The 25402-nt window shown below is 67.0% G+C and carries 28 protein-coding genes, 4 tRNA genes and 1 pseudogene; 20 read left to right on the plus strand and 13 right to left on the minus strand.

Annotated features, from left to right (window positions below):
* The 6 genes from AB0J71_RS36250 to AB0J71_RS36275 all read right to left on the minus strand — a co-directional run.
* On the minus strand, nucleotides 1-457 hold a 457-nt coding region (locus AB0J71_RS36250; RefSeq protein ID WP_364418453.1), incomplete at its 3' end, for a TetR family transcriptional regulator.
* Nucleotides 458-614: 157 nt separating this feature from the next.
* Nucleotides 615-1589, minus strand: a complete 975-nt coding sequence (locus AB0J71_RS36255; protein WP_352321822.1) for a LysR substrate-binding domain-containing protein — start codon at nucleotides 1587-1589, stop codon at nucleotides 615-617.
* Between the two features lie 138 nt (nucleotides 1590-1727).
* Nucleotides 1728-1898 (minus strand): hypothetical protein, encoded by a 171-nt coding sequence (locus tag AB0J71_RS36260; RefSeq protein ID WP_352321824.1) that lies wholly within the window; start codon nucleotides 1896-1898, stop codon nucleotides 1728-1730.
* Between the two features lie 113 nt (nucleotides 1899-2011).
* Nucleotides 2012-2185, minus strand: coding sequence for a CsbD family protein (locus AB0J71_RS36265; RefSeq protein ID WP_364418455.1), 174 nt, complete (start codon nucleotides 2183-2185; stop codon nucleotides 2012-2014).
* Between the two features lie 131 nt (nucleotides 2186-2316).
* Nucleotides 2317-3306 (minus strand): fatty acid desaturase, encoded by a 990-nt coding sequence (locus tag AB0J71_RS36270; RefSeq protein ID WP_364418457.1) that lies wholly within the window; start codon nucleotides 3304-3306, stop codon nucleotides 2317-2319.
* Between the two features lie 19 nt (nucleotides 3307-3325).
* The gene (locus AB0J71_RS36275; protein WP_352321829.1) at nucleotides 3326-3544 is read right to left on the minus strand and encodes a UBP-type zinc finger domain-containing protein; all 219 of its coding nucleotides are present in this window, start codon (nucleotides 3542-3544) and stop codon (nucleotides 3326-3328) included.
* 531 nt (nucleotides 3545-4075) lie between these two features.
* Here AB0J71_RS36275 and AB0J71_RS36280 point away from each other — a divergent pair.
* Complete coding sequence (locus tag AB0J71_RS36280) at nucleotides 4076-4270, plus strand: hypothetical protein (RefSeq protein ID WP_364418459.1); 195 nt, start codon at nucleotides 4076-4078, stop codon at nucleotides 4268-4270.
* Nucleotides 4271-4403: 133 nt separating this feature from the next.
* On the opposite strand, the gene AB0J71_RS36285 is transcribed toward AB0J71_RS36280, so the two are convergent.
* Entirely contained in the window at nucleotides 4404-4661 is a 258-nt protein-coding gene (locus AB0J71_RS36285) for a hypothetical protein (protein WP_364418461.1), read from the minus strand.
* A gap of 349 nt (nucleotides 4662-5010) precedes the next feature.
* Here AB0J71_RS36285 and AB0J71_RS36290 point away from each other — a divergent pair, with 349 nt between their 5' ends.
* The 3 genes from AB0J71_RS36290 to AB0J71_RS36300 all read left to right on the plus strand — a co-directional run bounded on the left by AB0J71_RS36290 (nucleotide 5011) and on the right by AB0J71_RS36300 (nucleotide 7815).
* Nucleotides 5011-5376, plus strand: coding sequence for an STAS domain-containing protein (locus AB0J71_RS36290; protein ID WP_358302909.1), 366 nt, complete (start codon nucleotides 5011-5013; stop codon nucleotides 5374-5376).
* Nucleotides 5377-6070: 694 nt separating this feature from the next.
* Nucleotides 6071-6253 carry a hypothetical protein gene (locus AB0J71_RS36295; protein ID WP_364418463.1) on the plus strand — a complete coding sequence of 61 codons (183 nt, stop codon included), beginning with the start codon at nucleotides 6071-6073 and terminating at the stop codon, nucleotides 6251-6253.
* Nucleotides 6254-6813: 560 nt separating this feature from the next.
* Nucleotides 6814-7815 carry a hypothetical protein gene (locus tag AB0J71_RS36300; RefSeq protein ID WP_364418465.1) on the plus strand — a complete coding sequence of 334 codons (1002 nt, stop codon included), beginning with the start codon at nucleotides 6814-6816 and terminating at the stop codon, nucleotides 7813-7815.
* Nucleotides 7816-8346: 531 nt separating this feature from the next.
* Here the strand turns inward: AB0J71_RS36300 and AB0J71_RS36305 are convergent.
* Nucleotides 8347-9636, minus strand: coding sequence for a hypothetical protein (locus tag AB0J71_RS36305; protein WP_364418467.1), 1290 nt, complete (start codon nucleotides 9634-9636; stop codon nucleotides 8347-8349).
* Nucleotides 9637-9981: 345 nt separating this feature from the next.
* Between AB0J71_RS36305 and AB0J71_RS36310 the strand changes: the two genes are divergently transcribed.
* From AB0J71_RS36310 to AB0J71_RS36355, 10 genes and pseudogenes are all read left to right on the plus strand, one after another.
* Nucleotides 9982-10266, plus strand: coding sequence for a hypothetical protein (locus tag AB0J71_RS36310; RefSeq protein ID WP_364418469.1), 285 nt, complete (start codon nucleotides 9982-9984; stop codon nucleotides 10264-10266).
* 248 nt (nucleotides 10267-10514) lie between these two features.
* Nucleotides 10515-11249: a GntR family transcriptional regulator gene (locus AB0J71_RS36315; protein ID WP_364418471.1), complete on the plus strand. Its 735-nt coding sequence runs from the start codon at nucleotides 10515-10517 to the stop codon at nucleotides 11247-11249.
* Nucleotides 11250-11811: 562 nt separating this feature from the next.
* The gene (locus AB0J71_RS36320; protein WP_364418473.1) at nucleotides 11812-12234 is read left to right on the plus strand and encodes a plasmid replication, integration and excision activator; all 423 of its coding nucleotides are present in this window, start codon (nucleotides 11812-11814) and stop codon (nucleotides 12232-12234) included.
* A complete protein-coding gene (locus AB0J71_RS36325; RefSeq protein WP_364418475.1) occupies nucleotides 12234-12500 on the plus strand; it encodes a hypothetical protein in 267 nt (88 codons plus the stop codon). The genes AB0J71_RS36320 and AB0J71_RS36325 overlap by 1 nt, the downstream gene beginning before the upstream one ends.
* Entirely contained in the window at nucleotides 12497-12820 is a 324-nt protein-coding gene (locus AB0J71_RS36330; RefSeq protein ID WP_364418477.1) for a hypothetical protein, read from the plus strand. The genes AB0J71_RS36325 and AB0J71_RS36330 overlap by 4 nt, the downstream gene beginning before the upstream one ends.
* A gap of 84 nt (nucleotides 12821-12904) precedes the next feature.
* Nucleotides 12905-14323: an FtsK/SpoIIIE domain-containing protein gene (locus AB0J71_RS36335; protein ID WP_364418479.1), complete on the plus strand. Its 1419-nt coding sequence runs from the start codon at nucleotides 12905-12907 to the stop codon at nucleotides 14321-14323.
* Complete coding sequence (locus tag AB0J71_RS36340; RefSeq protein WP_364418481.1) at nucleotides 14320-14475, plus strand: hypothetical protein; 156 nt, start codon at nucleotides 14320-14322, stop codon at nucleotides 14473-14475. Before AB0J71_RS36335 ends, AB0J71_RS36340 begins: the two co-directional genes overlap by 4 nt.
* A gap of 50 nt (nucleotides 14476-14525) precedes the next feature.
* Nucleotides 14526-16074 (plus strand): annotated as a pseudogene (locus tag AB0J71_RS36345) (replication initiator).
* The gene (locus AB0J71_RS36350; protein ID WP_364418483.1) at nucleotides 16074-16247 is read left to right on the plus strand and encodes a helix-turn-helix domain-containing protein; all 174 of its coding nucleotides are present in this window, start codon (nucleotides 16074-16076) and stop codon (nucleotides 16245-16247) included. Before AB0J71_RS36345 ends, AB0J71_RS36350 begins: the two are co-directional and overlap by 1 nt.
* The gene (locus tag AB0J71_RS36355; protein WP_364418485.1) at nucleotides 16247-17563 is read left to right on the plus strand and encodes a tyrosine-type recombinase/integrase; all 1317 of its coding nucleotides are present in this window, start codon (nucleotides 16247-16249) and stop codon (nucleotides 17561-17563) included. The genes AB0J71_RS36350 and AB0J71_RS36355 overlap by 1 nt, the downstream gene beginning before the upstream one ends.
* Nucleotides 17564-17634: 71 nt before the next feature.
* Here AB0J71_RS36355 and AB0J71_RS36360 read toward each other — a convergent pair.
* Nucleotides 17635-17707, minus strand: a tRNA-Lys gene (locus AB0J71_RS36360).
* Nucleotides 17708-17756: 49 nt separating this feature from the next.
* The gene (locus AB0J71_RS36365; protein ID WP_352324511.1) at nucleotides 17757-18911 is read right to left on the minus strand and encodes an acyl-CoA dehydrogenase family protein; all 1155 of its coding nucleotides are present in this window, start codon (nucleotides 18909-18911) and stop codon (nucleotides 17757-17759) included.
* 91 nt (nucleotides 18912-19002) lie between these two features.
* Between AB0J71_RS36365 and AB0J71_RS36370 the strand changes: the two genes are divergently transcribed.
* Entirely contained in the window at nucleotides 19003-19299 is a 297-nt protein-coding gene (locus AB0J71_RS36370) for a PspC domain-containing protein (protein ID WP_352324510.1), read from the plus strand.
* On the opposite strand, the gene AB0J71_RS36375 is transcribed toward AB0J71_RS36370, so the two are convergent.
* A complete protein-coding gene (locus tag AB0J71_RS36375) occupies nucleotides 19300-20586 on the minus strand; it encodes an MFS transporter (protein WP_352324509.1) in 1287 nt (428 codons plus the stop codon).
* Nucleotides 20587-20695: 109 nt separating this feature from the next.
* On the minus strand, nucleotides 20696-21037 hold the full coding sequence (locus tag AB0J71_RS36380) for a metallopeptidase family protein (RefSeq protein WP_352324507.1): 342 nt from the start codon (nucleotides 21035-21037) through the stop codon (nucleotides 20696-20698).
* 96 nt (nucleotides 21038-21133) lie between these two features.
* On the opposite strand from AB0J71_RS36380, the gene AB0J71_RS36385 reads away from it, so the two are divergent.
* From AB0J71_RS36385 to AB0J71_RS36400, 4 genes are all read left to right on the plus strand, one after another.
* Nucleotides 21134-22639 carry a metallophosphoesterase gene (locus tag AB0J71_RS36385; protein ID WP_352324506.1) on the plus strand — a complete coding sequence of 502 codons (1506 nt, stop codon included), beginning with the start codon at nucleotides 21134-21136 and terminating at the stop codon, nucleotides 22637-22639.
* Nucleotides 22640-22712: transfer RNA gene (locus AB0J71_RS36390), tRNA-Glu, on the plus strand. It abuts the gene before it with no gap.
* 100 nt (nucleotides 22713-22812) lie between these two features.
* Nucleotides 22813-22887 (plus strand) — tRNA-Asp (locus AB0J71_RS36395).
* A gap of 5 nt (nucleotides 22888-22892) precedes the next feature.
* Nucleotides 22893-22969, plus strand: a tRNA-Phe gene (locus tag AB0J71_RS36400).
* Between the two features lie 442 nt (nucleotides 22970-23411).
* Here AB0J71_RS36400 and AB0J71_RS36405 read toward each other — a convergent pair.
* On the minus strand, nucleotides 23412-24266 hold the full coding sequence (locus AB0J71_RS36405; RefSeq protein ID WP_352324505.1) for an isocitrate lyase/phosphoenolpyruvate mutase family protein: 855 nt from the start codon (nucleotides 24264-24266) through the stop codon (nucleotides 23412-23414).
* Nucleotides 24267-24401: 135 nt separating this feature from the next.
* Here AB0J71_RS36405 and AB0J71_RS36410 point away from each other — a divergent pair, with 135 nt between their 5' ends.
* A complete protein-coding gene (locus AB0J71_RS36410; protein ID WP_352324504.1) occupies nucleotides 24402-25385 on the plus strand; it encodes a DUF5937 family protein in 984 nt (327 codons plus the stop codon).
* Nucleotides 25386-25402 lie beyond the last annotated feature (17 nt).

Genomic DNA, 25402 nt, shown 5'->3' on the forward strand with positions numbered 1-25402 from the left:
TGTTGAGCACGGTCAGCACCGCCAGCGCCCGCACGTCGGAGGACGGCCGCATCGAGCCGTCGGCGATCCCGGCCCGCAGGACCTGCTCCGACTCCGCCACCAGCGTGTCGACGAACGTGCCCGCGGCGGGGGTGTCCTCCTCGATCGCGCGCAGCATGTACTGCACTTGGAGGCGGTATTCCTCCGGGTTGGACAGGTATTCGCGAAAGAGGTCCTGCATGCCGCTCGGGCCGGCGTTGTCGGCCCGCTGGACCAGGATGCGCAGGACGTGGTCGTCGCAGACGCTCCGGAGCTTTTCCTTGCTGCCGAAGTGGTGGATGACCAGGCCGGGGCTCACTCCCGCGGTGGCCGCGACGGCGCGCAGATTGGTCTTGCCGAAGCCGTCCCGGGCGAAGTGTGCGATGGCCGCGTTGCGGATCTTGGCCTGGGCGGTCAGGTCCGACGATGCTGAACACATGTTTAGTAGACTAAACAGATGTTCAATACCTGGCAAGTCGAGGGCAGGCCCGTGATCAAGGGCCTGTAGCGCTTCATGACTCGTCGAGTGGTGCTTGATCCACGGCTTTGACCTCCAGCCGCAACAACCATCGCCCGCACCAGTCCCGCCAGGCGCGTCAGACAGCCTCGTCGCTGCGGCTGCTGGTGGCTGCCGGCGCGTCTTCGCCGGACGGCGGTTCGGTGGCCAAGGTGACGGGTTCGAGCCAGTCGAGCTGTTCGGCCAGGTGGCGGGCGGTGTCAATGACGCCGGCGATGTGCGGGGAGGGGTTGGCGTCGTGCCACAGCAGGGACCAGGGGTAGTACGTGGTGGGGTCGGTCAGGGGCCGCCAAGTGGTGCCGGGCCGGTTGGAGGAGCGGAAGGAGGAAGGGACGCAGTGCACGCAGCGGTGCTGGAGTACGAGGTCGGCGGCAGCCCGGGAGCTCTCGACGGTGCCGTCGTAGAGAGTGGGCTCGAACCCGGCCGAGCGGCACAGAGCGAGGACGAACTGGTTGAGCTCCGGCGTCTGCGATTCCTCGCCGAGCAGGAGCAGTTCGTCGGCGAGGGCGGCGACGGGTACACCGTCGAGGACGGCGAAGCGGTGGTCGTCGGGGACCAGCACGCCGAGGGGATCGAGCCTGATGAGTTTGGTGGTCATCTCGGCCGGGGTCTGGGAGGCGCGTCCGATGGCTATGTCGAGGCGGCCGTCGGCCAGTTGCCGGTACTGCTCGGGGGTGCCTGCTTCGATCTGGTGGATCGTGATGCCGGGCTGGTTGTCCTGAAGTTCGTGCAGGATCTGCGGCATGGTGTCGTAGCCGGCGTCGATGATGCCGACGCGTAGCGTGGGCGCGGACGCGGCGGCGTTGCGTGCGGCATGCCCGGCCCGGCTGACGTGATGGAGGATCTGGCGCGCCTCGACGAGGAGGGCGGCCCCGGCGGGGGTCAGGTCGACGTGGTGGGTGCTGCGGTCCAGGAGCCGCACACCGAGCTCGCGTTCCAGCCGCTGGATCTGTTGGCTCAGCGCCGACTGCACGATGTGCTCGCGGGCGGCGGCGCGGCCGAAGTGCAGCTCTTCGGCCAGCGTCACGAAATAGCGCAACTGCCGTAACTCCATGCCCGACACCCTTCCTCTCCCAGGCGGTGCCGATGCGGCCGTCGTCTCCCACTGTAGGTCCTCGTGGGTGTGTCAACTTCTGAAGGTGGGCCTGGCCTCACTTGCTGGGCTGAGGCGTCCGGCAGTCGATCTTCGGGTTCATGCCGAGGTGGTTGAGGGGCCGGCCAGGATCGTCACCGCGATGGTGGCCACCTGGTCGCAGTTCTCCACCGGTGCCGTGTAGCACTTGCGCCGGCCTGCGGCGACGGCGCCGACGATCGGCCACAGGATCAGCACCAATGATGCGACGCGCATCGGTTCTGCCTCCATCTTCGTCCTTGCGAGGCCGGCGGGGACGACGGGACCGTTGTCGGCTTCGCCCGCGTCCGGACGGGATCCCGATCCGAGATCTGGGCCCCGCCGGGCGGTTCGTCGAAGTGGGATCAGCGTTTTGAAGGCGTCCCTGGCCCTTTGCCGGCCTGCTTCAGATTGCCGGCGACCCGGTCGCTCTTGCCCGCGACCTGCTGGCGCCGGTTGCCGGAGACACGGCCGAAGCGTTGCCTGGCCCAGCCCTTGAGTACCTGAACCTTGTTGCTGATTTCCCAGCGCAGACTCATCTCGATCTTCCTTCCCTGCTCCGCCGCGGTCAGGCGGCTTGGAGCCCCAGTGTCTGCTCTGGCTTGGAAGGGGGAAACGAGCAACGGCCGTGCCGGTCATCACAGGAACTGATGAGCGGTGGGGTATCGGGTCACTCTCTGGCCGGTGAGAGCGCGCCGGTACGGTGGCGCCGGAGGCGTTCGGGATCGGGCCAGCGTACGTCGCTCGCCCAGCCGAGCCGCTCGAACAGGCGGATCACCCCGCTGGACGGGTCGATCTGGCCCCGGTCGAGACCGTGGCGGGCACAGGTCGGCTCGCTGTGGTGGCCGTTGTGCCAGCTCTCGCCGAACGACAGCAGGGCCAGCGGCCACAGGTTCGTCGCCCGGTCGTGGCCGCGGGTCTTGAAGGGCCGGCTGCCGATGAGGTGGCACAGGGAGTTGACGCTCCAGGTGACGTGCTGGAGCAGCGCGATGCGGATCAGGCCGGCCCACAGGAAGGCGGTCAGGCCGCCGTACAGGGTGCCGGCGGTCGCCCAGCCGGCTGCGAACGGCAGCGCCAGCGACAGCGCGCACAGCGCCGGGAAGGCGCGGGCCACGCGGGTCATGGCCGGATCGGCCAGCAGGTCAGGGGCGTAGCGTTCGGCGGACGTCTGGTCGTCGGTGAACAGCCAGCCGAGGTGGGCGTGGGCAAGCCCCCGAAGCTGCCCGCGCAGGCTGGTTCCGTACCGGTAGGGCGAGTGTGGATCGCCCGGCCGGTCGGTGAAGGCGTGATGGCGGCGGTGCACCGCCACCCAGTCGATCACGTTGCCCTGGAAGCCCATCGACCCGGCGACCGCCAGCACCACGCGCAACCATGGCCGGGCGGTGAAGGAGCCGTGGGTGAGCAGCCGGTGGAAGCCGACCGTCACTCCCAGCCCGGTCACCACGTAGAAGGCGGCGGCCAGGAGCAGGTCGGTGAGCGCGACCCCGTGCCCCCATGCCAGATAGATCACCGCACCGAGCGCGGCGAACGGCGCGATCACGATCGCCCCGGTCAGCGCGGTCTGCGGCCGCCCGGCCGGCACGTGCTCGCCGGCCCCGGGGAAGGGCGAGGTTCCGTCGTAGTCCCGCCGGCGTCGCACCGGTCGTTCAGAAACAGCCATGAAGCAGCCTTCTTCTCGTCTATACGGTCCGCCGGTGCACATAGCACCAGCGCCAGGTCGACCTCGGCCCCAGGGCGGCGGCCACCGGGTGGTCGGTCTCCTGGTAGTGGGCCTTGGCGTGGCCGCCCTGGGAACCGTCGGAACAGGCGACCCAGCCGCAGGTCAGGCACGCCAGCAGGCGCGTCCAGGGCTGGCCGAGAGCCAGGCATTCCTTGCATTCGGGGGGTCCGTACCGCACTTGGGGGAGTCGGTCGATGTGATTGCAGCGCGGGGTCTGACCGTTCAGGCCCGCGCGGTTGGTGGCGTCCGTTCCTTGTGCGTCCAGGGTCATGACGACCCCCTCACGGTGACAGCGACGCAAGGTGCGCCGGCTGGTCACTTGCCAGTCAACGTGCGCAGCCGGGCCGGCGGAAAGACGCGATCCCAGTCAGCCTCATCAGTTGCGGCGATGGCGGGGCCTGCGGGCGATTTGACGAGAGGCCACCGGATCACGCGGACCGCGACGTCGAGGGGCCGCCGGACCGCGAAATCGGACGGATTTTTCACCTGGCGCGGGCCTCCCGTCACTTATGCCGAGAGCAAATTTCGCTCATTTGTGCGAAATTTCCTTGCTATTTATTTCGAAAGGGTATTGACTGGGGAATGCAAGCAAGAAAAAGGGGAGGCCCTTATGAGCTTCGTACAGATTCTGGAATTCAACACCAAACGCGCTGCGGAAGTCGAGTCGCTCATGAACGAGTGGCGGACGTAGACCGAGGGAAAGCGCCATGTGCAGCGCGAGGTCGTGGCGAAGCACCGCGATCGCCCCGACCACTACGTGGCCCTCGTCGAATTCTCCTCCTGCGAGGAGGCCCAGCGTAACAGCAGGCTGCCGGAAACCGACCGGTTCAACGCGCACATGGTCAAACTGTGCGACGGTCCGATCACGTTCTCCGACTACGATGTGATTCGCGACAAGAGCTGATCACCGGCTGAACATCGCGAAAAGCTCAACCTGTGCTGTGGCGTGCGAGAAAATTCTCGCGTCATGGCGCGGGGCCTTTTTTGTGTCGGCCCATCGTCGCGCGAGACGTGAAGGGGCCGGCGCCGGCCGACCGCTACGGATTCCTCCTGGCGAGCGCCTGCTCGGCCGCGGCGCCCAGCAACCGGGCGGCGGCGGTCACCTCGGCGAGCCGGCCGGGCCCCATCGCGTCCAGGCAGACGGCCAGCCGCCGCCGGTCACCATGGCAGGCCATGTTCGTCGCACGCTGGACGGCGAGGGCGAGCGAGGCCGTGCCGATCGCCGTCAAGACGTCGGCCAGGGCCTGATCCACGCCGTCGTTCGGACCCGGCGGCTGCGCAGGTTGAGCGGTCAATGCAAGTCACCATGCCGTCCTTGAGCTCCGAGTGCGATCCGGTGCCGCCGGCCGGCCTGCTCCATCTGCCGGCCGAGGACAACGGGAGAGCGCCCCAGTGGTTCCCCATGAGACGCCACGAGCGGTGCGGCCGTCAAACCCATCGCGTCACCACGCGGGCGCCGACCCCGGTGATCACGGCTGATGATAAGCGTGAGGCAGATTGCCGCTATCCACCGGGCCGAGCCCACGGGATGATCAGTACATCGCACCGGACTGCTCCACTCACGCCGGCTCCCGCACCACGTGTTCATGGCCGCCTCACACGCGCGGCCACCTTATTCCGTACTCCCCGCCCGTAGGAGTCAGCATGGACACCGCGGACACCGCCGGCATCCGCACGCCTGACACGGTCGCCGATCCGCTCTTGCGTATCACGCCGCTCGTCGATTCCACGGGCCTGCGGATCGAAGGCGAGCTCGACTACGCCACCCTGCCTGTCCTGACCAGGGCACTGGCCTCGATGGCGAGAGGTGGCAGCTTCTGCGTCGATCTGAGCGGCCTGGTGTTCTGCGACGTCGGCGGGCTGCGCGCGTTGGTCACCCCCGCCGCCGGCATGCGCGACGGCCAGGTTCTGACGTTACGCTCGCCCTCTCCGCAGGTGCGACGCCTGCTCCAGCTCACCGGCTGGCATCCGAAGGCCGGTCTTCGCCTGCAGGATCGGAGCACCTCATGACGGCCCTCGATCGCCGCACCAGGCAGGTCTGTGGCCCATCCCCGCCACCGCCACCGTCGTCCGCCCGTTGCCGACCTGTTCAAGGTGTCGTTCTGCGACGCCGCCGGGCTGGGCGTCGTGGTTGGCGTCCAGCCCGAACCCAATCCCGGACACCGTCCTCGGCCTGGCCGCCCGGGCCACGCCTTGCCCTCAGCGGGTCGTGGCCGGGGCTGCTGCGGCGGGATCTACTGCTCAGGCGGCGGGCAGGGGGAACGTGACATGAGTGAGGAGTTCGGAAACCTCCCAGAGTTTTTGCGCGGCGTCATCGTCGAGTGCTTCGCCGGACAATTCTTCGAGGGCGGCAGGGCCGCGTACGCCGAACCGGCTGGGTCCGGAGAAGCTGGCGCCGGGGACGTCGCCGACGGTAGCCAGCAGGGTCGGCCGGGCCCGCCTTCGGGGTTTTGGGCCAGGAGCCGCGTTCCCAGGGCGAGGGCGTGGTCAAAAATCCGGCGGCCGGTGGTCATGGTGAATCCGGTGGCTGCCCAGCCGGGATGCGCTGCCGTGGCCAGGATCGGTGAGCCGGCCCTGTTCAGGCGGCGCTGCAGTTCGCGGGTGAACAGCAGGTTGGCCAGCTTGGTCTGTCCATAGGCGCCGAACGCCGGTGCGGCTCCACGACCTCCGTCATGGAGCCGCCTCGACCGCGCTGGCTGCGCAAGTGGATCTGCGTACCGTTCAGGGGCAACTCGGGCACGCCAGCATCGTGCTGAGCGCGGACACCTACACGTCCGTGCTGCCGGAGCTGTACCACGAGGCGGCGGAGGCAACGGCCCGGCTGGTGCTGACGACGGCGCGCACTACCGCCAGAAAAGTCCGAAGAATCCGGTTGCCCCAGACGTGACCCAAGCATGACCCAGATCAAGAACCAGGATCTTGCACAGACGAGAAACCCCAGGTCGGAGTGGTAGGGCGCCCGGGGCTCGAACCCGGAACCTACGGATTAAAAGATCCAGTTCAGACCGTTCCAGATCGTTCAATGCAGGCCAACGTCCACACGCGGATCGTCCTGAACGGCGCGGAACTACCTCGTATTGCAACTCGAACTGCAACTCCAACGGCTTGCCAGCAGGGGCGGGGAACCGGCTGACCTGTGCCGCGCTCTTCCGCGATCTTCTAGGGCCTCAGGTCCGTTCACCCGCATTGTCCTAGGGGCATGCTCGTTCAGTTCCGCCTCATTACCGCAGCGGACAATTATGAGCACCGAAGAGGCGATCGTGTCACCAAGCACGGAAAGTTGCATATAACTCAACGATGGACGGATCGCGCTGGACAAGAGGAGTACCATGTTTGGACGTTGAGTGTGAGCGGGGAGTCAGCTTTTCGGCGTGATTCTACCTGCGAAGATTGCGCCAGCCCTGGCGTAGCACACTCACGGTTCAATGAGCTAGGAGGTTCTTAACCATGTACCTGCGCGAGTATCTGTACGCCGACGTAGACAAGATTCGGTCACTCGCAGCCCAACTCATGAAAGGAGTTCCAGAAGAAGCTCGTTCGACCGAAAAGAAGATGAAGCAACTAACCTTGGGAATGAAGGCTGTAGCGGGGAGCGTCAACGACTGGACATCCGAGGAATATACCAATCGATCACTAGCAGATTCCTTGTTTGGCGACCTTGAAGATATATTGGAGAGCGAGGGCTGGCTATTTGATATTTCCGATATCCTACAAGGCGCCAGCACCGATTATTCAACACTGCCGAAATCCTATTCACCGGGAACGTTGGTGCGTATTACAGCGCCTGGTTTGCTCTTCGATGCAAGGTTCGTAGCACGAGTCCTAGGAGGCCTTGCTGCAGCAAGCGACGGGATCGCAACCCTCAATCCGGTCGAGGACCAGTCGAACACAAGAAGCGCAGCTGGGCGAAAGAATCAACAGAAAAAGCATAACGTCAACGAACCCGTGCCAGATACTCTGGAGTCCGAAATTCACGATTATGATTCCAGAATTCTTGGCATTGAGGCCAGCACGCTCCGCGCGATAGTGAAGATTTCGCGTGGCCTCTTCAGTCCTGGCGTTCATTTGATGCTGACTCCGCGCGGAGACGAGATCACCATTACTGCTCGACTGCAGGAGGGGGGCAAGTACTTGGAAACAAATCCAGAAATCCTATTTTCGCGCTACGGGACGGCAAGGCAATCCTGGACACTTGTCGGATCCATTGGGGCCTATTCGCAGAGCGCGTCAAGCGACGAGGTTGGTAAGCAGGAATTTATGGATAATGACACAATCAACCGATCCAAATTCGCCAATTTCGTCAACTACTTCATGCAGTTTGCGGGACATCAAGGATTGGCTGACATGCCGCAATATCCAGGGTTCTCTATCGTGCCGCTTGCCGCCTACAGGACCATAATCAAGCTTGATCACCTGGAGTTGCAGACGACGGATGGAGCGGCCATCTAGCTCAACAGTAATTGAGCACATACCCAGACTCATTCCCGAGTTGTCGGTGTGTTCGATCATAGATGCTCTGTCCAGCAGAGGTAGCGTTTCATTAAGCCGCCCCACCTTGCGTTAATTCTTTGAACAGCGGGAATCTCAGCGGAGGGTGGTTTGAAGAGTGACCTCCCCTGACTGCCAGTCAGGTGGCAGACAGCAACGGCGTTCCTCGCTGAGCCAGGGTGAGGAACGAACCCTGGATCGTCGATCGCCCCCGACCAGCTACGGCGGCCCACCACGCCGGGGCGATCGTAAGGGCTGCATCGCGGTGCGGCGGCGTGGCAATGCTGGCCGGAGAGTTCGGTCAGTACGGCGGGGCTGGCGTGCGGTGGCCGGCCCGGTGTCCCGCCGCCGTCCGGGACCGGCCCCCAGGCCGCACGCCCGGACGGCGGGCGGGCGGAGGGCCGGGGGTACGGCGGCGCGCCGCGCCGCCGCTTGATACCTAAAAGAACAACTCGGCAATTCGGCAGCCGCGCCGCTACTCCCTCGTTGTGCTCAGTCGAGTAGGTCAGGGCGGCGGCTGGTCAGGGCTCTGCGGGCGGTTACGAAGCGTTCGTGGAACTCTTCGGCAAGTGCTTCGCGTCGGTAGCGCTGTCGTAGTACGCGGTCGAGGTCTCCGGCACGGTTGACGAGGTCTGTGAGTGATCGTCGGTCGATGTCGAATGCGGCCATGCCTTCGTCAACCGCTGCGTCGAGTTCGCCTCGGCGGGCGTGGACGATACCGAGGTCTATGTGTGCGTCGGCGACTCGCATGGGGGCGTTGGAGGTGCCGTCTGGGCGGGTGTGCATTTGGATGGTTTCGCGGGCGTGTTCTTCGGCGCGGTCGTCGTCGGCAAGCCAGGTGTAGCAGGTGGCGGCATAGAAGACCCACTTGGCGTGGTCGAACACGAAGTGGTGGTCTGGGTGGTCGGGCATGGGCAGACTGCTGAGGACTTCGGCTCCGCGCGTCAGGGCACGGTCGGCTTCCCGGCGCTCTCCGATGCGGGCCAAGCCACGGGCTTCCTGCAAGGTGAGTTGGACCATGGCGCTGCTGGTGCCGGCGACTGCCTGGCCCATGCGGGCGGAGGTGACGACGTCTTCGTAGCGGCCTTCGACGAGGGCGAACCACGCTGACATCTCGTGTGCCCAGCCCATGAGTTCGCCGTGTCCGACCTGGCGACCCATCTCGAAGGCGGCGCGTCGGGCGGTTTCGGCTTCTTCTCTCTCACCCAGGTCGTAGTGAACGCATCCCAGTAGGGCGGTCAGCCACCCGGTGATCACGAGCAGTTCGCGATGCTGATCGAGGGTGAGACGTCCGGCCAGGAGGTGGTTGATCTGGGCGAGGCGCTTCTGGGTGCGATCGCGGAGCGTGCCTGCGGGCACGACTGGATAGGCGCGGCACAAAAGGTCGACGGCCTCGGCAAGGGCCTCCAGGGTGCCGGTTCCGACGTCGGATGCCTGGAGTTGCTGGGCGAGTTCCATCGTCCCGTAGAGATCGGCTTCGGCTCGTAGCGCGTCGGCTGGGATGACGCGAGCCTCGATGATGCGGCTGTCGTTCTGCCTTCCCTGGAAGAACCCGAGTGCTTCCGGTTCCAGTCCGGTCAGTTGCGTCAGTGCGAGCCGGTAGGGCGTGCGAGGCCATCGGACTTCGCCGGCCTCCCAGCGTCGAACCCGTTCCTCGTCACACGTCAGGCGTTCGGCGATACCTACCGGCGTGGCATTGATGCGGTCGGCCATGTCCGCGCGGGTGAGCCGCTGCTCGTTGCGCCAGGCACGAAGCCGCACGTTCGGGATGTAGTCGGGCATCTGCGGGTCTTCCTCCCGGCTGGGGGCTCGAAAGGGGGAACAAGGGGGCCGTTCAGGGGTCCTGCAGAAACGCGGTTGCCGGTGGACTTGTCATCAAGCAACCACGGTACGTCACGCGGCCTCCCGCCACAGGGAACGCCGGATGAACGAGGAGATGGCGACGGTGACCCGGCCAGACGAGACAAGCAAGACGTCGTGCTGCCCCGCCTGCCGGGGACGCGGGATCAAGCTGCGTGACTCACGCCGTGCGCTCCTCATCGGCGACGACGACGGAGATCAGACCTTGAGTGAGGAGCGGGAGTGTCTCGACTGCCTCGGAAGCGGCCGGGCCGAAGGGAGCGTGAAATGAATTCGATCATTCAGGCGTTGGACGCGAGTTTCCCGCAGCGCGAGAACGAAGGCAGCATGCTCGTCCGGCTGCGTGACCGCCTCGCGGGCCTCGGCGTCAATGCCGAGCTGCGCGACAACAACAGCGTGCTTCTGGTGCACAGGCCGGCGGGAGGGCTGCCGGTGTGGGTGTTCGTCGGGTACGGCGGCGCCTACTACTCCTGGCAGAGCGCCGAGAAGCGGCATCCGACCAGTGACCCGGAGGGCGCGGCGAACGTCCTGGCTGAGTACGTGGCCAGGTGATGACGGGCACGGTGAGGCAGGGGTGATCCCTTCCGAAGGGGGGTGAGGGTCATCGTCCGGTCTCGCCGTGCCTCCCCCCGGCAGGCAGTTGCAGTGGCGTCCCCCGCGGCACCCTTCCCAGCCCGGTCGCTGCGCTGCCTGCCGGCCTTTTCATGTACGGCTCCCGCTTCGGCGAACCACGTGGACAGTCGGCGGCAAGCCGGTTACGCTCAAACTTGGTAAAACAACCTGTCGGCTGTTGGACGGTCATGATGTCGCTAGAGTCCGTGCCGCCTAAGTATGCGCAGCTTGTGCAGACTCTTCAGAGGCGCATCGAGTCGGGAGAGTACCCGCCGGGCACGCTCCTGCCGAGCGAGAACCAGCTCATCCAGGAGTTCAGCGTCTCCCGTCCTACCGTGGTCGCCGCCCTACGGGTGCTGCGAGAGCAGGGATGGATCGAGTCCCAGCAGGGCAAGGGGCGCTTCGTACGCGGCCGACCGGCGATGGCCGCCGTCGAGCAGAAGCGGCCGGGACAGGCGTACCTGACCAAGCCGGAGACGGAGTCGGCGGGCGAGGTGGTCGAGGTGGGCGCGGTGACCGCACCGAACCGGATCAGCTCTCTTCTCGATCTCCAGCCCAAGAGCAAGACGTTCGTACGGCGGCGTCTGATCACGCGTGATGGTGAGCCGACCGAGCTGGTGTCGCTCTGGCTGCCGTTGGAGCTCTCCGAAGGAACGGATCTCACCAGCGGGGAACCCCTGAAACAGGGCTTCCGGGAACATCTCCAGGCGCGCAAGGGCGTCCGCTTCGATCACGTCGTGGAGCAGATCACCGCCCGCATGCCCTCGGCCGACGAGGCCAAGCAACTCGCGATGCCGAAGAACCAACCACTCCTGGCTGTCTTCGGCGCGGTTCGCGACGCTTCCGGCCGGCCTCTCACGGTCGTGGAAGTCTTGCTTCCCGCCGACCGGCACGAGCTGGAAGACGCCTACCCGATCGCCTGAGGCGACACCTACCCTCCTGGGCAGTCATTGCCTCCACCGCTGCGCTCCATGCAATGGTTGGACGGCGAGGGAGACGGTACGGGGTGCAGCTTCGCCTCATGGGCCTGTACGGATCCCAGGACGACGATCACGCATGCCGCTGCGATGACGCCGAAGATCCATGCGCCGACGTGCCTGTCAGTGAACAGGCAGATTCCTGTGGCGAGAGCTGGCGCCGCAGCGGAGATCCATGCGGCTGCGGTCAGCCATCCGCCCACACTTGCCTGATCGACTTTGGGAAACGCCGGGCCGGCCTCAAGTGCCTGCATAAGGCAGAGCGGTACCCCAAAAACCCAGATGAGCGCTAACAGCCCGAGGGCGATGCCGCTAATGGCGCCAGGCTCCGTTTCTGCGGTCTCCACAATTGTGACTATTTCGTCCAATTTGACATGAATGAAGCACAGAGGATCACGATTCCGCGCCGAAATTGCTCTTAGGCACTTGACCTAGCAAGTTTGAGCCGCGTAGCTTCAGCATCAACTTGATAGGTTAAGTGCCTGTCAGTCAAGAGAGGAAAGCTGTCATGGCTCTGCAAGGCCCCATCCCCGTCACCTTCGCCATGGTCTTCCCGCACGGCTGCTACATCGTCGGCGAGGTCGAGCCCGTCAAGGACTTCGACGCCTCGTCCAACGGCCGCTTCGTGCAGGCCCGCGACAAGCAGACTCAAGAGCTGGTCTGGCAGGTCGCGGTCATGGACGGTGACCCCACCCTCAAGCCCGCCCAGAAGACCGTCGCGGTCAAGATCCTTGCGCCGGTCCAGCCGGTGCCCCCGCAGCCGATGCCGGGGCTGCCGTTCACGCCGGTCGAGTTCGACGGCATGTCCGTCACCCCGTACGTCAACGCCGCCGGACGCCTCGCGTACTCGATCAAAGTCCAGCAGATGCACGCTCCCCGCCAGACCACCCAACCCGCCCACACGGCCAAGGCCGGAAAGGACGCCGCCTGATGACCCGACGCCGTACCCCGCGCAACAGCGTGATCCGGCTGACCACCGGGCACGCCGCCCGCACCCTCAACCACCCGTTCGCCCGCCGTGAGCCCGTCCTGGCGCTCGACTTCGGCGCCGCCTCCGTCCTGGTCACCACCAACGGGCCGGTGACGGTGGAGGACCTGGAGTTCGCCCGCCAGCTCGCCCACGAAGCCAACCGCTTCGCCCGCTCCGTCGAGCGCAGCTTCTACGGCCTGTCCGACGGCAAGGGGGTTGCGGCATGAGTCTGCGCCCGTACACCTACGTCACCCTGTCCCTGCGACCGGAGTCCACGCCGCACGTCGGCGTCTCCTTCCACACGCCCGACCTCAAGGTTCGCGCTGGTCTGCTGCTCAGTAGTCCGCGCCCGTATCTGGAGCTCTACTCCACCGAGGCGAACGTCCATATCTCCACCACCGGAGCCGGGTCGGTCACCGACGCCGACCTGAGCACCGCCCGCGAGATCTTCACCGCCGCTGCCCGCTACCTGGCTGACTGCGAGCAGTTGCATGCCGAACAGGCCGACAAGGACGCCACCGCGGACACCGCCGGCCCGGCGACCTGACATGAGGCGGGGCCGCTGGAAGCGGCAACTTCCGGCGGCCCCTCGGTTCTCCCCTGACTCCATATCACGAGAGGTTCCCAGCTTATGTTCAAGCGGCTGCCTGGCGACGAGGCGCGCAACCTCGTCTCCACCACGCCCGACACGGCCGTCGTCTTCCGACCGGCCGTACTCAAGACACCCGCCATCGTCACCTTCCTCGTCTACATCTGGCGCTTCCTGTCCGCCCTCGTCCGCACGACGTGGCGGCACCCGGTCGCCGTCGCTGTACCGGTCACCTTGGGGCTCGTCTGGTACTGGTACGGCTGGCCCGCCACGGCATCCATGCTCGGCTTCGTCGTCCTGTCCCTGCTCTCCTGGGCCTTCACCGAGCCCGACTCCTTCTCCCGCCTCGTCGGCTTCCGCCTGCTGGCCTGGTGGCGGCTGATGTCGATCTACCGCCGACACTGGCAGCCGGTCATGGACGTCTCCGGCCTGGCCAGGCGCGTCAACGGTCGCGTCTACATGCCACGTCTGCTGCGCGTCACCTGCGACGGCTGGGCCGACCGCGTCATCGTCGGGATGCTCTCCGGTCAGGCGGTCAAGGACTGGTCCGACCGCACCGACAACCTCGCCCATGGCTTCGGCACCACCTCGTGCCGGGTCGCGCTCGTCAAGGGCGGCCGACTGCTCCTGACGTTCCCGCGCAGCGATCCACTGGCCGCGCCCATGCCCGCCCTTCCCATCCCGGACGAACCATCGGTCGGGCCGGTCGAGATCGGCAAGCAGGAGGACGGCCGGCCGCTCCGACTCAAGGTCCACGGAACCCACGTCCTTGTCGCGGGCGCGACCGGGGCCGGCAAGGGCTCCTTCCTGTGGGACACCATCCGCGGCCTGCTCCCCGCGATGCGGGCGGGCCTGGCCGAAGTCTGGGCGCTCGACCCCAAACTGATGGAGCTGTCCTACGGCCGAGAGCTGTTCCAAGGCCGGTACGCCGCCGACCCGTCCGACTGCGCCGACCTGCTGGACGAGGTCGTCAGCGTCATCCAGAAGCGCGCGTCCCGCTTCGCCGGTCTCCAGCGCTCCCACGTCCCGACCGTCGAGGACCCATTCGTCCTGGTGCTCGTCGACGAGGTCGCGTTCCTGACCGCCTACCAGCCCGACAAGCACCTCCGGCAGCGCATCTCCGCTGCTCTGGCCACGCTGGCGACCCAAGGCCGCTCGGTCGGCGTCGGCGTCATGGCCGCCCTCCAAGACCCACGCAAGGAAGTCATGAACATCCGCAACCTCTTCCCAGACAAGATCGCCCTCCGCCTGGACGAATCCGAACAGGTGGACATGGTCCTCGGCGACGGCGCACGCGACCGGGGCGCACTCGCCGACCGAATCTCACCGATACCCGAGCTCGGCGCTGGCGTCGCGTACATGCGGCTGGAGACCTCACCCGAACCGATCCGGGTCCGCGCCGCCTACGTCTCCGACACCGACATCCGCGACATGGTCGCCTACTACCGGCAGGCCGCATGACGCACACTCACCTCCTTGACGACCTTCGCTGCTCCTCCTGCCTCACCCTGAACGTTCTCTGGCTCGACCTGGTCCGCGCCCTGGCCGAGTGCACCGAGTGCGGCCAGACCGCGCTCATCGTCACCGACCCCGACGAAGGGAGGACCGCATGACCCCTGCGCACCACCGCGCACTCCCCCGAACCATCCGCCAGGCCATGCCGATGGCACGCGACGTACTCATAGAAGTCGCCAAGCAACACGGCGTCTGTATCCGCCCCATCCCGCTCAAGCGCCTCGACACCGTCACCGGCAAGTCCGAGATCATCGACGTACCGTGCGGGGCCACCCTCGACAGCAAGTGCCCGCCCTGCGCCAAGCGCAACAAGCAGCTCCGCAAGGCCCAATGCCGCGAGGGCTGGCACCTGGAGACCGAACCCATCATCACACCCGACGACCCGAACGAGGAACAGCGCTGGCTGGTGGAGTTCCGCGCCGACTACCAAGCCCAGCGCGACGCCGCCGAAAAGGCCGGCCACGACACCACCGAACTCGACGCGATCATCACCGGCCTCGACGAGGAGATCAAGGCCGCAGGAATGCGCGGCAACATCCTCGGCCGTACGACCACCAAGCGCTCCCGCTCCACCAGACGCCGCCAGGACGCGCCCGACCTGCCCCAGCGCAAGATGACCAACACCACTCTCGGACGCACCTTCCAAGCCCCGGACGGCAAGACCTACCGCCCGTCCCTGTTCGTCACGCTCACCTTGCCCTCGTACGGCAAGGTCCGCGACGGCGCACCCATCGACCCCGACACCCTACGACTACCGCCGCGCCGCACGAGACGCCCTGCACTTCTCCAAGCTGATCGACCGCTTCGTCCAGAACCTTCGCCGCGTCGCAGGCTACGACGTGCAGTACTTCGCCTCGGTCGAGCCTCAGAAGCGGCTCGCCCCGCACCTGCACATGGCCATCCGCGGAACGCTCCCACGCGCCGAGATCAAGCAGATAGCCACCGCCACCTACCACCAGGTCTGGTGGCCACAGGCCGACGAAGTCATCTTCGACGGCGACCACCTACCGGTCTGGGAAGACGGCACCGGCTACCTCGACCCAACTACCGGCGAGGTCCTGCCCACCTGGGACGAAGCCCTCGACGCACTCGACGACGACGCCGACCCCCTCCACGTCATCCGCTTCGGCGACCAGGTGGACGTGCAAGGCGTGCTCGCCGGCACCCCGGACGCCGACCAGTGCATCCGCTACCTGTCCAAGTACCTGACCAAGTCCATCGGCGACAGCCTCGACGGCGGCCAGGCCCAGCGCGAGCACGCCGCCCGCATGGTCGATGCCCTGCGCTACGAACCCTGCTCGCCGACCTGCCCGAACTGGCTGCGCTACGGCGTCCAGCCCAAGAACGCCAAGGCGGGGATGGTGCCCGGCCGGTGCCGCTCCAAGGCGCACAAGCCCGAACACCTCGGCTACGCCGGACGCCGCGTCCTGGTCTCCCGCAAGTGGTCCAACAAAACCCTCGCCGAACACAAGCAGGACCGCCGCACCTGGGTCCTGGAAGCCCTCGGCCAAGCCGACGAACCCACCGACCCACACCGCTACGTCTGGCGCCCCGTTCCGGCCGGAGACGCCAACGTGCCGCCCCTCGCCGTTCGGCTCCTCCGATCCGTCCACGAACGTCAACGCTGGCGAGCCCATCTCAGAGAGCTGGAAGCCAGAGCACAAGATCTTTCGGCAACCGAAGGGAGGGCAGCGTGATGGAACGACTCTTCTACCGGCCGAACGACGCGGCCACGGTTCTGGGTATGAGTCGTACGGCGGTTTTCCGGCTCATCAAGACCGGCGAGCTTCGATCGATCAAGCGCGACGGATACCGCCTGATCCCTGCTGCCGCCCTGCTCGACTTCGCTCGTGACCTGGAGGCGGTGTGATGGCGCGCAAGCCCAATGGCCGCTCCTCGATCTTCCTGGGCAAGGACGGCAAGTGGCACGGCTACGTGACGATGGGCATCAAGGACGACGGCACGCCCGATCGCCGCCATCGAGTCGGCGACAGCGAGACCGAAGTGACCAAGAAAGTCCGCGAGCTGGAGGGCACGCGGGACTCCGGCAAGTCAGACAAGCCGGGGCTCGCGCCCACAGTCGCCGAGTGGATGCGCACGTACCTCGACGAGATCGCGCCCCTCAAGGTCAGCGATCGCACCCTGGAGAGCACCTATCGGCCCAAGGCCGAACACTGGATCATCCCGCGCCTCGGGGCCCACCGCCTCGACCGGCTCCGCCCAGAGCACCTGGACGCCTTCTACGCCTACCTCGCGCAGCAGGGCCTCGCCCAGAACACCATCGTGCAGGTCCACCGGATCCTTTCCCGAGCTCTGAAAATCGCGGTACGGCGTGAGAAGGTCACCCGCAACGTCTGCACCCTGATCGACGCCCCGACCGCCGAGGACGTGGAGATCGATCCCCTCGACGCTGACGAGGCCCGCGACGTCCTCGACGTGGCCAGCAGTCAGAGGAACGGCACCCGTTGGTCCGTGGCGCTCGCTCTCGGTCTTCGGCAATGTGAGGCGCTGGGCCTTCGGTGGAAGTACGTGGACCTCAAGCGAGGCGTCATCCGAGTCTTCTGGCAGATCAAGCACCAGCGGTACCGCCACGGCTGCAAGGACCCGCACGCCTGCGGGAAACGACTTCACCGCTACCCGTGCCCGAAGGACTGCCCCAAGGCCAAGCGCACCTCCGGACGCAAGCACGTGTGCGACAAGGAGGGACGGAAGTACTGCGAACCCAACTGTGCCAAGCATGCGCCCTCATGCCCTGAGCGCGTCGGCGGCTGGATCTTCGTGAAGCCCAAGGGCAAGAGCAAGCGAACCGTCATGATCCCGCCTCCGCTGATCCCGCTCCTCAAGCTCCACCAGAAGGCCCAACAGGCCGAAAAGGAAGCAGCGGGGGAGCGGTGGCAGGACTATGACCTCGTCTGGTGCCATCCGGACGGACGCCCCATCGACGCCGGCCAGGACTGGGACGAATGGAAAGAACTCCTGCGCCTGGCCGAAGTCGAGAAGGACGCCCGAGTCCACGACGCTCGCCACACCGCCGCAACGCTTCTCATCGAGCAAGGCGTGGACATCAGCGTCGTTCAGGAAATCCTCGGCCACTCACAACTGACCACGACGAAGCGCTATACCCACATCACGGCGACACTCTCGACCGAAGCCGCAGCCCGCATGGGCCGAGCACTTTGGGGATAACTGCAACTCGAAATGCAACCGGGCGGGCTTCCAGATCATGGAGATCGGAGAGTCCGCCCAGGTCTTCGAGGTAGGGCGCCCGGGGCTCGAACCCGGAACCTACGGATTAAAAGTCCGCAGCTCTGCCAATTGAGCTAACGCCCCTCGCACGAGCAAGGGTACAGAGATTACCGCCCCGCCCGCGACGCCTCCATCACCGGTAAGCGGGCAACCCCGTCAGGGCCTCCCCCAGCACCAGCGTGTGAATCTCCTGGGTCCCCTCGTACGTCAGCACAGACTCCAGATTGTTCATGTGCCTGATCACAGGGTACTCCAGGGTGATCCCGTTTCCCCCCAGGACGGAACGGGCCTGCCGGGCGATGTCCAGGGCGGCCCGTACGTTGGCCAGCTTGCCGAAGCTGATCTGCCGGGGCTCCAGGCGTCCCTCGTCCTTCAGTGCGCCCAGGTGCAGGGCCGTGAGCTGGGCCTGGGCGGCGCCGACGTACATCCAGGCCAGTTTCTCCTGGGTGAGCTGGAACGCGCCGATCGGCTTGTCGAACTGGACGCGGGTCTTGGCGTAGTCGACCGCCGACTCCAGGCAGGCGCGGGCGGCCCCGACGACCCCCCACAGGATGCCGAAGCGGGCCTCGGACAGGCACGACAGCGGGCCCTTGAGGCCGGTGACGCCGGGCAGCACGGCGGAGGCGGGCAGACGGACGTCGTCGAAGTACAGGGACGAGGTGACCGAGGCCCTGAGTGACAGCTTCTTGTGGATCTCAGGGGCGGAGAACCCCGGCGTGGAGGTGGGGACGACGAAGCCGCGGACGCCCTCGTCCGTCTGCGCCCACACCACGGCGACGTCGGCGATCGAGCCGTTGGTGATCCACATCTTGGAGCCGTTGAGCACCCAGTCGGAGCCGTCCCGCTTGGCGTACGTGCGCATGTTGGCGGGGTCGGAGCCGTGGTCGGGCTCGGTCAGGCCGAAGCAGCCGATCGCCGTGCCGGCCGCCATGCGCGGGAGCCATTCCTCCTTCTGCTCCTCGGAGCCGTACCGCCAGATGGGGAACATCGCCAGCGAGCCCTGCACCGACACGAACGAGCGCAGGCCCGAGTCGCCCGCCTCCAGCTCGCGGCAGGCCACGCCGTAGGAGGTGGCGTCGGTGCCGGCGCACCCGTACCCCTCCAGGTGCATGCCCAGCAGGCCGAGCGAGCCGAGCTCCGGCGCGAGCTCGCGCGCCGGGAAGACGGCCTCCTCGAACCAGTCGCCCACGTGCGGAAGGACGCGGTCGGAGACGAATGACCTGACCGTGTCGCGGATCAGCCGCTGGTCGCCGTTGAGGCGGTCGTCGAGGCGCAGCAGATCGTCCATGGCGGGTCCTCTCCTCGCGTAAGGGGTTACCAGGGTTCTACCAGGGACAATCCTGATGTGCTAACACCGGCCCCAGGGGCAGTCTTGAGACATGAACGAATACAGCGAGCACAACGTCAAGAAGCTCCGTCGCACCAACAAGGGCCGGATGATCGCGGGCGTCTGCTCGGGCATCGGTGAGTACGTCGGCATCGACGCGAACCTGATCAGGGTCGGTCTCGCCATCGCCACCCTGTTCGGCGGGGCCGGCGTCGGCCTGTACGCGATCGGCTGGCTCCTGCTGCCGGACGAGGAGCGGGACACCTCGATCGTCCAGGACCTGATCAGCAAGCAGCAGCAGCAGCGCAACGCCGCCGACTGGACCGGCGAGCACAAGCCGCAGCAGTGATCAGGCCGGCGCCTGGGCGGGCAGCTCCTGGGCATCACGGTCGTCCCGGGACTCGGTCCACAGCAGGGCGAGCACGGCCGCCGCGATCACTCCGGTGATGCCGGAGAGCGCGACCACCAGCTCAGGACCGAGTCTCTCCGCCGCGAACCCGCCGACCAGGATCCCGATCCCCTGCACGGCCATCAACCCCGACTGCACCAGCCCGAACGCCTGGCCGCGCCGCTCCGGCGGCACGTTCTGGACGAAGGCCGCGTTCGCCGCGAGCTGGTACGCCCCACCGATCCCCGACAGAACCCACGCGGCCAGCACCACCGCGAGCGGCGGCCGGAGCGCCGTCACGGCCAGGGGCGCGCAGCTCAGCATGGCCATCCACCCCATCAGCCGCAGCCGCCGCGCCGGCGTCACGAACCTGCTGAACAGGAACGCGCCCACCACCGTGCCCGTCGGCATCGCGGCCATCAGCAGACCGGTGATCACGGGCACCGGCAACGACCCCGTGGCGAGTTCGGCGGCATAGGGCGCGGCGATGCCCTCGGGAAGAATGTAGAAGCCGCACAACCACGCGAACAGCACGAGCGTCCGCAACCTGCGCGAGCCGAAGACGAGCCGGGCTCCCGCCCTGGTCATCGCCCACATGGACGGCTTCGCGCCGTCCTGGCGGGCGGCCGGCCGCGGGCGCACCCCGGAGACCAGGATCAGGGCCGAGGCGAGGAACGTGGCCGCGTCGAGCGCGAGCGCCCGGTAGGGGCCCAGGGTGGCGATCATCGCTCCGCCCGCGGCGAAACCCAGCATCTGTACGGCCTGGTTCGTCATGTTCTGCAACGCCGAGCCGACGACGTACCGGTCGCCTTCGAGCACCTCGGGCAGCAGCGCCGCGCGCGCCGCCGAGAACGGGGCGCTGAGCAGCACCACGAAGAACACCAGCACGCACAACGCCCAGAACGGCATCACCGGCAGCGCCATCACGCCGACCAGCACCGCCCGGACGACGTCGCAGGTCATCATGACGCCCCGGCGCGCGAACCGGTCGGCCAGCCCTGCCAGCAGCGGCCCCCCGACTATCGACGGAAGGTACGTCAGCGCGTAGACGGCCGCGGTGGCCAGGGGCGACCCGGTGCGGGAGTAGACGAGGACGGCGAGCGCGACCTGGGCGAGCTGGTCACCGAGGAGGGAGAGGCCCTGGCCGTACCAGAGTGCCCGGAACTCCCGGATGGCGATGACTTCGCCGTAGGTGGCCTGGTCTGTCTCGGCACGGCGATGCCGTCCCGGCGGCCTACCTGCCTGCATGGCCCCCATTGGACTCCGCTGCGCCTGACTCACCGTGTTCGCTATGTGACCTAAGGTGCCCGATCATGAGGCAAGGCGCAACCCAAAGAAGTCAACGGGCTGCAAAGGGTCACCAGCCCAGTTCGTGAAGTCTGTCATCACTGATCCCGAAATGGTGTCCCACCTCATGGACAACGGTGATGCGCACCTCGTTAACGACTTCCTCTTCTGTCTTGCATATCTGACATATGGGATTGCGGTAGATCTCGATCCGGTCGGGCAGGACACCTGAGTACCAGTCGCCGCGCTCCGTGAGGGGGACACCGGTGTACAGGCCGAGCAGGTGGGGCTCTGGCGGATCATCGACGACCGTGACGACGACGTTGCTCATGACGCGGGTGAGCTCGGCGGGGATCGTGTCCAAAGCCTCGGCCACGAGTTCCTCGAACTTCTCCCGCGAAACGTCGATCACGCATGCCATTCTGCCCTGTCGGTCAGGTATGCAAGAAACTGTATGAAGTTCGTTGACAGGTCGAAAGCAGTCATTCGGTCACGTGCAACGAGGGCCGTGGCGGTGGTCCTGGTGGCCGCCGCCGGCGCCTGGCTGGGCATCTTCCTGAGCGGCACCGTGCACGCCCAGGTCGGCCCGGTCGAGACGGGCATGTCGCTCAGACCCGCCTGGAACGGCGAGACGGTCGTCGACGCCAGCCCTCTCGGCACACTGACCTTCCGAACCCACGACGCCCCGCTCAGGCTCCGCATCACCCTGGAGAACATCGACCAGGAGCGCGCCAAGGCGCTCATCGAGGACCCCAAACTCGCCGACCGCCTGCCCGGCCTCATCGAGAGCGACCTCCTGGACGGCGTGCGCGCCCTGGCGGTCCGCAGCATGCTCTGTGCCGGGGCGGGGGCCCTGATCGCCGTCCTGATGGTCTACAGACGCCCCAGGACGGCTCTGGTGGGGCTTCTGGCGGCCTCGGTGGGTCTGGCGGCCACCGGGGCGCTGGCCGCCCTCACGTTCCGTCCCAGCTCGCTCGTGGAGCCGCGCTACTCCGGTCTGGTCGCCGCGGCGCCGTCGCTGGTGGGCAGCGCGGAGTCGATCGTGACGAAGTTCGAGTCGTACCGGTCGCAGCTCACCAAGCTCGTCACGAACGTCTCGAAGCTGTACGACACCGTCTCGACCCTGCCGCTCTACGACGCCGACCCCAACTCCATCCGGGTCCTGCACGTCTCGGACATCCACATCAACCCCATCGCCTGGAACGTCATCCGCTCGCTCAAGGACCAGTTCGCCGTCGACATGATCATCGACACCGGCGACATCTCGGACCACGGGACCAAACCGGAGAACAAGTTCGTCGACGAGATCAGCCGCCTCGGCGTGCCGTACGTGTACGTACGCGGCAACCACGACTCGATGATCACCCAGCGGGCGGTCGAGAGGCAGAAGAACGCCGTGGTCCTGGACGACAGGGTGGAGAAGGTCGCCGGCCTGCGCATCTACGGCCTGGGCGACCCCCGGTTCACCCCCGACAAATCGGTGGCCGTCGACTCCGACCCGGACGCCCTCCAGCAATTCGCCCGCTCTCACCGGCCCAAGGTGGACGGGGCGGACCTGGTGGCCGTCCACGACCCCGTCGTCGGCCGCGGTTTCAGCGGGGCCACGCCCATGATCCTGGCCGGTCACACGCATGACCGTTCGACGTCCATGCTGCCGTCCGGCTCCCGCATGCTCGTCCAGGGCTCGACCGGCGGCGCCGGCCTGCGGGCGCTCGAACACGCCCAGCCCACGCCCGTACAGGCCTCGGTCCTGTACTTCGACCGGGAGACACGCCGCCTGCGTGCCTGGGACGACATCACGCTGGGCGGCCTGGGGGAGCAGTCGGTGTACATCCAGCGTCACGTGGAGGCCGACCCACAACGTATGATTTCTCCGGAGCCAACGAACGCCCCGTCTCCAACGGGAACGGTCACTGGCACCGCGTCACCGACCGCCGGTCAGCCACTTTGGCATCAAGGGCAATCGTCCCCTATGCTTCAGAGGTCTCCGACGGAAGGCGACAGGGAATCCTGAGCCCCCATCGTCTAGCGGCCTAGGACACCGCCCTTTCAAGGCGGCGGCACGGGTTCGAATCCCGTTGGGGGCACTTGCGAGTGTTTGGCGCACCGCGAACCGGCTGGTCGAAAGGCCACCGGAGAGCTGGTAAGCTAAGCAAGCGCAAACAGAAAGAAACGCAAGAAAAGCAAGGTCCTGTAGAGCAGTTTGGAGTGCTCGCCACCCTGTCAAGGTGGAGGTCGCGGGTTCAAGTCCCGTCAGGACCGCTCTGGGTCAGGTAGCTCAGTTGGTACGAGCGTCCGCCTGAAAAGCGGAAGGTCGGCAGTTCGACCCTGCCCCTGACCACCAGCTTTGAACAGCAAAAAAGCCTCGAACGAATCATCGTTCGGGGCTTTTTGTTTTTCTCGGACAGCAACAGTGACAGCAACGTCATGGATGCATGCGCGAGGATCAAGTCCGTGGATATCAGTCAGCCGAAGTTCCTGCGGATCGATGGAGAAGGGCTCGTACTCGGCGGTTACGTGACTGCCTGGAGTGGGCCAGTCGGTACCGCCTGAAGAATTCTCTCTGGCTGGAGGGGCTTCGGATCCGGCCGCTTTCGACGCCGTTCAGACGATCTTCGCGGAGCGCGATGCGAGTGTCCTGCTGAGGTGAGCGTGAGCCTCACGCAGGGCAGATCCCAGGATCCGTGCGAGGGACCCGGCTCACGAGGCGGGCGACGCTCCGGCTGGATGATCTACGGATCGCTCACCACTGCGCTTCCGGGGCTGGGGTCGTCGTGCGGGGCGGGTCAGGGGTGGAAGAGGGTGTTGAGTTCGGTGAAGTCCAGGGAGTCGGTCAGGGTCTCGAAGGTGCCGGTGGTGAGGAGTTCTTCGGCGGCTCTGCGGGCGGCGGTGTAGGCGGTCTGGGCGAGCGCGGTGCCCAGGCTGATCCGGCGTACGCCGGCCTCGGTGAGCTCGGCGATGGTGGGGCCGCCGGCGACGGCCATCGCGTTGACCGGCAGGGGGGACTCGGCGCACAGGGTGGCCAGCGCGTCGAGGTCGAGGAGGCCGGGGACGAAGATGCCGTCGGCGCCGGCCTCGGCGTACGCCGCCGTGCGCTTGAGCACTTCGTCCAGGCGGCCGGCGGAGGGGCCGACGGCGAAGAGGAAGACGTCGGTGCGGGCGTTGACGAAGAGCCCGGGGAGGCCCGCCGCGGCCGCCGCCTCGCGGGCCGCGTGCAGTCTGGCGGTCTGGTCGGCGAGGTCGAACAGCGGGCCGCCGACGGCCTGGGAGTCCTCCAGGTTGACGCCCACCGCGCCGGCTCCGGCCACGGCTCGGACGGTGTGCGCGACGTCCTCGGGGGCGGGGCCGTAGCCGCCCTCGATGTCGACCGTCACGGGGAGGTCGACGGTGTTCACGATGCGCCGGGCGGCGTGCAGCGTCTCGTCGCGGGTGAGGTGCTGGCCGTCGCCGCGGCCGAGGGACCAGGAGACGCCGCCGCTGGTCGTGGCGATGGCCGTGGCGCCGGCTGCGGCGATCACGGCGGCGCTGGCGGCGTCCCAGGCGTTGGGGAGGATCAGTACGGAGCCGGCGTTCAGCTTTCTGAACAGATCAGCCTTTTTCGTCGTCGTCGCATCGGTGGAGGGGAGGTTGTCCACAGACATGTGCGTGACCGCCTTCGGGGTGTTCGGAGTCCGGCACCATGGCTCGGTGGGTGCCTGGTCCGGGATGTTGCCGGGCGGCGAGGTAGGCGTCCATTGATTAAGCTCTGACCGAATCGTGGACGCACGGGAGGCGGCATGAAGGCGCGGCTGGCCTTTTCGGTGAACGACCTGGCCGAGACCCGGTTCGCCGTCTCGGCCATGTGGGAGGTCGTCACGAGTTGCCGGGCGCTGGCCGCGGCCACGTTGCCCGATCCTCATCGTGGCTGGGCCGAGCAGGTGCGTCCCCGGATCGCGGCGGCGGGGCTCGATCGCGGCTGGCTGGCCGACATGGTGGCGCCCGTCGGCCATTTCCCGGACTTCCTCAATCCGACCACGGCGTCCCACGAGCTGCCCGACGAACTGGCGGCCATCGAGGCCACCGATCCCGAGCAGGTACGGCGCGACCTCGACCTGGTGTCCGCCGAGCGGGACGGCCGGTTGCCGCCCCGGCTGCGGAACCTGCACCGCGACCCCCGGGCGTACCTGCCCAAGGTCGTCGCGGAGATCGAGACCTACTGGCAGCTCGCGATCGCGCCCTACTGGGCGCGCATCCGGTCGGTGCTGGACGCGGACGTCTTCCACCGGGGCCGCCAGGTGGCCGAGCACGGCACCGCGCGCACGCTCGACCAGCTCCACCACACCGTGCGCTGGGACAGCGGCGGCCTCCAGCTGGCACAGCGGCACTGCGCGATCACCAGGATCGAGACCGGTGCGGGGCTGCTGCTCGTGCCGTCGGTCTTCGCGTGGCCGCGGGTGCTGACGCGGTCCGTCGCGTCCGAGCCGCCTCAGCTCGCCTACCCGGCGCGTGGCATCGGCGCGTTGTGGGAGTCGCGGAGGCATGCGCCCATGGACGCGCTCGCCGCCGTGATCGGCCGGTCCCGGGCGTTGATCCTGGCCGAACTCGACTCGCCGGCCTCGACCACCGAGCTCGCCGAGCGGTCGGGGATGTCCGCGGCGGGGGTGTCGCAGCACCTCACCGCGCTGCGGGCCGCCGGGCTGACCAGCACTCACCGGGCGGGCCGCACGGTGTTCTACGCCCGCACGAGCCTCGCGGACGCCCTGCTCACGGCTCAGGTGTGAAACGGCGCTGATCTTTT

Source organism: Nonomuraea sp. NPDC049637 (genome assembly GCF_040675235.1).
In the GTDB taxonomy this organism is placed as follows: domain Bacteria; phylum Actinomycetota; class Actinomycetes; order Streptosporangiales; family Streptosporangiaceae; genus Nonomuraea.

Excerpts from the sequence above, each read along its gene's own strand:
- AB0J71_RS36255 (WP_352321822.1), bottom strand. The coding sequence starts at position 1,589 with ATGGAGTTACGGCAGTTGCGCTATTTCGTGACGCTGGCCGAAGAGCTG.
- AB0J71_RS36260 (WP_352321824.1), bottom strand. The coding sequence starts at position 1,898 with ATGGAGGCAGAACCGATGCGCGTCGCATCATTGGTGCTGATCCTGTGG.
- AB0J71_RS36265 (WP_364418455.1), bottom strand. The coding sequence starts at position 2,185 with ATGAGTCTGCGCTGGGAAATCAGCAACAAGGTTCAGGTACTCAAGGGC.
- AB0J71_RS36270 (WP_364418457.1), bottom strand. The coding sequence starts at position 3,306 with ATGGCTGTTTCTGAACGACCGGTGCGACGCCGGCGGGACTACGACGGA.
- AB0J71_RS36290 (WP_358302909.1), top strand. The coding sequence starts at position 5,011 with ATGGACACCGCGGACACCGCCGGCATCCGCACGCCTGACACGGTCGCC.
- AB0J71_RS36300 (WP_364418465.1), top strand. The coding sequence starts at position 6,814 with ATGTACCTGCGCGAGTATCTGTACGCCGACGTAGACAAGATTCGGTCA.
- AB0J71_RS36305 (WP_364418467.1), bottom strand. The coding sequence starts at position 9,636 with ATGCCCGACTACATCCCGAACGTGCGGCTTCGTGCCTGGCGCAACGAG.
- AB0J71_RS36310 (WP_364418469.1), top strand. The coding sequence starts at position 9,982 with ATGAATTCGATCATTCAGGCGTTGGACGCGAGTTTCCCGCAGCGCGAG.
- AB0J71_RS36315 (WP_364418471.1), top strand. The coding sequence starts at position 10,515 with ATGATGTCGCTAGAGTCCGTGCCGCCTAAGTATGCGCAGCTTGTGCAG.
- AB0J71_RS36320 (WP_364418473.1), top strand. The coding sequence starts at position 11,812 with ATGGCTCTGCAAGGCCCCATCCCCGTCACCTTCGCCATGGTCTTCCCG.
- AB0J71_RS36325 (WP_364418475.1), top strand. The coding sequence starts at position 12,234 with ATGACCCGACGCCGTACCCCGCGCAACAGCGTGATCCGGCTGACCACC.
- AB0J71_RS36330 (WP_364418477.1), top strand. The coding sequence starts at position 12,497 with ATGAGTCTGCGCCCGTACACCTACGTCACCCTGTCCCTGCGACCGGAG.
- AB0J71_RS36335 (WP_364418479.1), top strand. The coding sequence starts at position 12,905 with ATGTTCAAGCGGCTGCCTGGCGACGAGGCGCGCAACCTCGTCTCCACC.
- AB0J71_RS36340 (WP_364418481.1), top strand. The coding sequence starts at position 14,320 with ATGACGCACACTCACCTCCTTGACGACCTTCGCTGCTCCTCCTGCCTC.
- AB0J71_RS36350 (WP_364418483.1), top strand. The coding sequence starts at position 16,074 with ATGGAACGACTCTTCTACCGGCCGAACGACGCGGCCACGGTTCTGGGT.
- AB0J71_RS36355 (WP_364418485.1), top strand. The coding sequence starts at position 16,247 with ATGGCGCGCAAGCCCAATGGCCGCTCCTCGATCTTCCTGGGCAAGGAC.
- AB0J71_RS36365 (WP_352324511.1), bottom strand. The coding sequence starts at position 18,911 with ATGGACGATCTGCTGCGCCTCGACGACCGCCTCAACGGCGACCAGCGG.
- AB0J71_RS36370 (WP_352324510.1), top strand. The coding sequence starts at position 19,003 with ATGAACGAATACAGCGAGCACAACGTCAAGAAGCTCCGTCGCACCAAC.
- AB0J71_RS36375 (WP_352324509.1), bottom strand. The coding sequence starts at position 20,586 with ATGCAGGCAGGTAGGCCGCCGGGACGGCATCGCCGTGCCGAGACAGAC.
- AB0J71_RS36405 (WP_352324505.1), bottom strand. The coding sequence starts at position 24,266 with ATGTCTGTGGACAACCTCCCCTCCACCGATGCGACGACGACGAAAAAG.
- AB0J71_RS36410 (WP_352324504.1), top strand. The coding sequence starts at position 24,402 with ATGAAGGCGCGGCTGGCCTTTTCGGTGAACGACCTGGCCGAGACCCGG.